Source organism: Pseudoalteromonas rubra (genome assembly GCF_005887095.1).
GTDB lineage: Bacteria > Pseudomonadota > Gammaproteobacteria > Enterobacterales > Alteromonadaceae > Pseudoalteromonas > Pseudoalteromonas rubra_E.
Window position 1 is genome coordinate 1 of record NZ_PNCI01000105.1, and the last position, 4,481, is coordinate 4,481.

Here is a 4,481-nt window from a genome sequence, read left to right on the forward strand (position 1 = left end):
ACTATCCTGCCATAGGGGGGTTCCATCTGGTAAGTCAGACATTACTTCTAGATCATCATCCATGCGCCAGCCGACGAACATTCGACATACCACATCTGTATAATGATTGAGACGCTTTCTTCGCATGGGTTCTGAAACCTAACGTCGCCAGCAGGGCCCGAAAAACCAGAGCGAAGCGGCGGTTTTTTGGTCCCTCTGGCTGACTTTGTTAGGTGCTTTACTTGCCACTTAGCATGCCCTCTAATTTGGTGTTGTACTTTACTGCATAGCCCTTAAAGGCCTGAATAAGACTTCCATGCTCCTTGCTTTCCAACGCATCTGAAGTTCCGGTGATGTAGCGGAACCCATAAGTACACAGCAGCTCTTTATTATTGAGGCCAGGATAGTCGATGCCAAAGCTGCCGATAGCTATGAAGCGATAATCTTCGTGAGATACTCTTTCCTTAAGATCCTGCTCGGGAGTTTCTAAGTTTATGGGTAAAAGGTGCGTCTTTAACACCGCTATCTGTTTTGTTTCAGGTATTGTGTCAGGGTTTTTCCAGCACGGAATAGTCTCAGCCACCGCTGTAGAGCTTAGTGACAGAAATAAAATTACGATCAATACTCTCATTCTGATTTTCACCTAACGCCTTAATCTGAGGAATCCCCAAGCAATCATCTTTAGAATCAATGTGATGGACATGGACACGCACTGCATTGTTTTATCTAATTTATTTCGCCAAAAATCAATAGATAACAACACCATGCGTGATATCACTATCCTACACGATATGCTCAGAAAAAACTGCCCCAAATTCATGCCCGGCGCCTTGATTCCTTAATGCTAGCAACTGAGACTTTGCTCGATAGCAACCAGCTTTCTCTTACTGAGCTGGGTCGAAATATAAAGGGCCCTATCGCTGCCAAGCACCACATTAACGTATGGACAGACTGCTTCCATGCATAACGAGTGGCTTGCTATTTACCGCTTCCATACGCGCCTGATTTGTGGCGCTAATCCCATGCCTATCTTGCTGGTCGACTGGACAGATGTGCGCGAGTAAGTAACGCTGGGTGTCCACATAGCTCAATTGGAAGGTATTCACTAACTCTCCAGCAATATTCGACTTTTATAGACTAAACACCTGGCGCTTTGTTAATTGTCCCAACGAACGAAGAGAGTGAACTTGAGCGACTTGTTATAAGCACTTTACGCTATACTCTCACGATAATTTGACCACAAGTTTACCAAGTGGACATAGATTTCCGTTTTTGAAGTAGGCTCACCATTACCTTGAATGGAACTAGCTTCAGCATGAAAAACTGTATCTACTACAGCATCAATTTCATCAAATGATAATTCTAAAGCAATAAAATCTGTTAGATAGTTACCTTGATGCAACGGTGGTTTCTCTACTTTTTTATTCAAAATTGCTTCCGCAATTAAAGCAGCCTCAGGCATACTTGCTTTACGCAAAACATCTAAGGTTTCTTTTAAGTCTTGTAAGCGAAAAACGTTTGGTTGTTCGCAAATACTTTTATATTGCTCAGAGTTCATTAGTGCTTACAACACCCGCCTAGCCAGCTAAATAAAGGTTGGTTAAACTTTGCAAGGCACGAGCACAAACCAACCTTTATGTGTCCGATTACCTTAAGGCGTTTGTTATATGCCGAATTATTCAAATGCTAGCTTGTAAATAGCATAAAGTGGTAAAACTACACCCCAGAGAAATACAACAAAGGGAACAATAAAACCCCATATACTCTTTACCTCAGTAGGTTCAGTTTGCTCCCAGTTTTGTTCGGTAAAAGCAACAACGCCGAAGTCACTTTTAAACCTGTCAGCTACCTCTACACATTCAGTTTCTAGAGCATCATCGATGGCTTGTTTTAAGGCAAGGAGTCCCTCTCGATTTCCAACAATAGCATCGTCCCATGCTTCATCGTCGTATATTTTTACCCATGGCTGGTTATTCACTCAGTTTTCCTTAGACATATAACGCCCTAAGCGGAGACGCGCGTTTTTTGCGCGTCCTGCAGGTTTAACTTGTTATAACGTAGCTTGCTAATAACTAGATAAACAATGCCTGACAGTAAGCCTGTTAAGCCACCTAAATAACTGGCATTGTGCATAAAACCTACACGAACAAATTGTACTGGATCAGATACCCCTGGCCTTATCCATTGTATGTATTGTGATACTGTTTGTTCGTTGACCTGATAGTAACCTAATGCAAGACCAGCAAAACCAGTTAAAAGAGCTACAACTATTACAACTAAAAATGATTTGCTTAGACTTCTTACCATTTGCCTCGGTGAATGGAACATGAAGCCGAAAAAGCCTAAGACAATAGAAACTAAAATACCCATCCACCATGTGGCTATGGCGCCCACATAAGCAGCCCCCAAACGTGGAGCTTCATACGCCCAGGGGATGCCGAATTGCTTAAACTTGAATTGGGTAAAGTACTCTTCTGAAAATGTATAACTTATTTGGTCGTGCAGCATGCCATAAATGCCAGCTACAACAGCTGACAAAATAAGCATTAGAAAGTAAACACCTATTTTTTGGATTTTTCTCATACATTCTCCATGTTATATCGCTCCAATAAGCGGCTAATAGTAGCTTGCTAAAATTGTAATGGAAGCGAAACCGAACAAGCTGTTAGCAGCCCCATAACCTTAATGGCCTGATACACGCCAATTACATAATGTATCTGAAACTTTATACTTTCTTTTTTTGTATTGATAGAACTTATCTGAGCAACATTATCATAAATTTTTTGAAGGAATTCAGAGGGCAAATTACCTTGATATTTTAATGTTGTAGCGAAACGCTCTGAACTTTTTATTTCAATTTGCAGAAGTAATTCACCTTGCGCAGGTGACTTATAACTGTTTTTTACTGCGGCCTCCAATTCTTTGATAAAGCCACTTAATGCTTTAATCGTTAGGTTTTTTCCTATCACACTTTCATGTGTTAGTAATTCTATACTTTTAACTATAACTGGGCCTGTTTGTGGCAGTACACCGCCTTTAGGTGTATGAGTATGAGTTGATGTATTTTGAGCTAACGAACAAAAGGGAAACAATAAAATTATTAGAACTATAAGTTTACGCATGAATTTTCCTTGGCGTATAACGCCCGCATAACCGGGTTTGAAATTGTTTACCTATAATATGTAGCGCTGCGACAGAAGGCAAACTTTTAAAGTCCAGTTGATGCCATTGTTATGACTTGTTCAATATGGACTTTTCAAAGTATGGAGCCACACTAAAGTTTGGCGGATCGAATAAGTAACTTGAAGACAAATTTATTAAATATATATAAATACCAACCAAGTTTTCATGAGGTAATCCCTCCCAATGCCTAAAAAGGGCTCTTTCTGGAACAGGAGGAAAAATCCATCCATCATTCCTACAAATATAGAAATCACTATCTAAAACAACAACCATATCAGGGGCAAAATCCGTCAATGGTACCTTCTTTAATACAGAAAATTTATTTACATGCTCTACTATTTTTCGATGAACAGGAACTTTAAAGGCAAAAATTATACACGGGATTTTCTTCAAGTCAGATAGCATTCCCCCGCCTTTTATTATAGCTTTCCTATTCAATAATTTTACTTTCTTAAACTGTTCAAAAATAGCGTATAAGTGCTGTTTTGTTAAATTAGACTTAACCTCAATAGCGGCCATTACAGCATCAGAATATACGAGTTGCGTGTTACCAAGTAGTGGAACTTTAGGAAATGACTTTGATTGTAGAATAATATCAACTTGCCCAGAGCGCTTATCAAACTCATCAAATATCTCACCAGTCAGATATTCAATAGAATCTGGCAAGTGTTCTTTAAGAAAAATATTTACTAAAGCTTCTCTGCCATATCCCTTTATGTCGCCGTGGTTTGCGATATCAAAATGTTCTGAATATTGGAGAGGTGTTTTTTTAACTTTCCCAAAATGTTCACTTAACAAGCGGTGTTTCATATTCTCCCTTAAAGTCATAACGCTTATTAGCGTGAATACCAGTTAGATCCAGTTCCTAAACCCGTACAAATCCACAGCTAAATTATTTTATTCATAATAAGAACAATAACCTACCACCATTGTACTAGTTGCTCAAGCCAAAATGGCTTTGTTGAAACCGAGCCTTGTTCATAGCGAGACTTGAGGCCCCGTTATGTAAAACCACTAACCTTATGAATCTATTAAACTTAAATCTGTGGTTCACTTAAGCGAGACTTTCAAGCACGGAGAAAACGAGAAATTTGATATGGGAACTGACTAGACTCACTTATACCTGTATAAATAACCATAAATTGAGGTATTCTTTATCATTAAGGATAGCACGGCGGGATCGCACTTTGTAAAAAGGCTTTAACACCTGCCTCTTTTCTGATCTAATAACGTCCTCATTATCACTATCTATTTGTTAATTATGTCGTTATTTAGCCACCTTGAACTTGTTGAAGATAAGCGTTCTTCTATCAATCAAC

The 4,481-nt window shown here is 39.2% G+C and carries 6 protein-coding genes and 1 pseudogene; 1 reads left to right on the forward strand and 6 read right to left on the reverse strand.

The window, feature by feature from the left end:
• Positions 1–217: 217 nt before the first annotated feature.
• A complete protein-coding gene (locus CWB99_RS23275) occupies positions 218–610 on the reverse strand; it encodes a hypothetical protein (RefSeq protein WP_138553676.1) in 393 nt (130 codons plus the stop codon).
• 133 nt (positions 611–743) lie between these two features.
• Between CWB99_RS23275 and CWB99_RS24705 the strand changes: the two are divergent.
• A pseudogene (locus tag CWB99_RS24705) lies at positions 744–1,040 on the forward strand (IS4 family transposase); the annotation flags it as partial.
• 149 nt (positions 1,041–1,189) lie between these two features.
• On the opposite strand, the gene CWB99_RS23280 reads toward CWB99_RS24705, so the two are convergent.
• From CWB99_RS23280 to CWB99_RS23300, 5 genes are all read right to left on the reverse strand, one after another.
• A complete protein-coding gene (locus CWB99_RS23280) occupies positions 1,190–1,537 on the reverse strand; it encodes a hypothetical protein (protein WP_138553675.1) in 348 nt (115 codons plus the stop codon).
• Positions 1,538–1,654: 117 nt separating this feature from the next.
• Entirely contained in the window at positions 1,655–1,957 is a 303-nt protein-coding gene (locus tag CWB99_RS23285) for a hypothetical protein (protein ID WP_138553674.1), read from the reverse strand.
• A gap of 26 nt (positions 1,958–1,983) precedes the next feature.
• Positions 1,984–2,562 (reverse strand): signal peptide-containing protein, encoded by a 579-nt coding sequence (locus CWB99_RS23290; RefSeq protein ID WP_138553673.1) that lies wholly within the window; start codon positions 2,560–2,562, stop codon positions 1,984–1,986.
• A 47-nt stretch (positions 2,563–2,609) separates the two neighbouring features.
• Positions 2,610–3,101, reverse strand: coding sequence for a hypothetical protein (locus CWB99_RS23295; RefSeq protein WP_138553672.1), 492 nt, complete (start codon positions 3,099–3,101; stop codon positions 2,610–2,612).
• 109 nt (positions 3,102–3,210) lie between these two features.
• Positions 3,211–3,972, reverse strand: a complete 762-nt coding sequence (locus tag CWB99_RS23300; RefSeq protein ID WP_138553671.1) for a DUF6602 domain-containing protein — start codon at positions 3,970–3,972, stop codon at positions 3,211–3,213.
• Between the last annotated feature and the right edge of the window lie 509 nt (positions 3,973–4,481).